Annotated in this window: 2 protein-coding genes; one reads left to right on the forward strand and one right to left on the reverse strand. The window is 41.3% G+C overall.

Translation table 11 applies throughout. The features are described 5' to 3' along the window. On the forward strand, positions 1–183 hold a 183-nt coding region (locus tag FK529_RS20840; protein WP_205124411.1), incomplete at its 5' end, for a hypothetical protein. Between the two features lie 132 nt (positions 184–315). Here FK529_RS20840 and FK529_RS20845 read toward each other — a convergent pair. Further along, the coding region (locus tag FK529_RS20845) for a RidA family protein (protein ID WP_231703189.1) at positions 316–734 on the reverse strand (419 nt) is incomplete at its 5' end.

The following is a 734-nucleotide window of genomic DNA, read 5'->3' on the forward strand; positions in this document are numbered from 1 at the left end:
ACTCTTGTTGGTATGTCTCGTATTGAAGAGAATGATGCGGATGATGAGGCTCACGATGATGAGAACGAGCTTGAGCACAATCTAGAAGAGCATCAAACTGATGAAACCGATGAAACCGTTGATCTAGCAACCGATACCACTGAAGTTGTGGAGATTATCGAGGTAGATGAGGATAAAGAGTAATCTACATCATCTACTTTAAAGGTAGAGATCACCGCCTTAGAAGAGGCGAGATGATAAATATACTATAGAGAAGAGCCGATCAAATATGATCGGCTCTTTTATTTTTTTGTTTTTTGTTGCTTTTGATATTTGTTATTGTGGCAACGCAACAATGATCTTCACCTCAACCTTCCAATTTGGATTCATCAAGCCCGCCTGCACGGTACAACGAACAGGGGCATTCTCCTTGTCGACCCACTCATCCCAAGCACGGTTCATTCCTCCAATATCTAAACTGCTAACAAGAAAGATGGTGACATCTAAAATATGGGATTTCTCTGCACCCACCTTCGCTAAGAGCTGATCAATATCCCCTAAGAGACTCTGCATCTGTCGATAGATATCGCCCTCTTCTACTAACGGAATAGCGGTATAGTAGAGGGTATTGTTATAGATCACCGCATCTGACATTCGCGGTCCTTTATTAATTCGTGTAATCATAGTGATCCTCTTATTGCTGCCGCTACTGTTGCCGGCAATTGATAGATAAAATATGTCGATAAGAAATATAT

The sequence above is a fragment of the Tsukamurella asaccharolytica genome (assembly GCF_007858435.1).
Taxonomy (GTDB): domain Bacteria; phylum Actinomycetota; class Actinomycetes; order Mycobacteriales; family Mycobacteriaceae; genus Tsukamurella; species Tsukamurella asaccharolytica.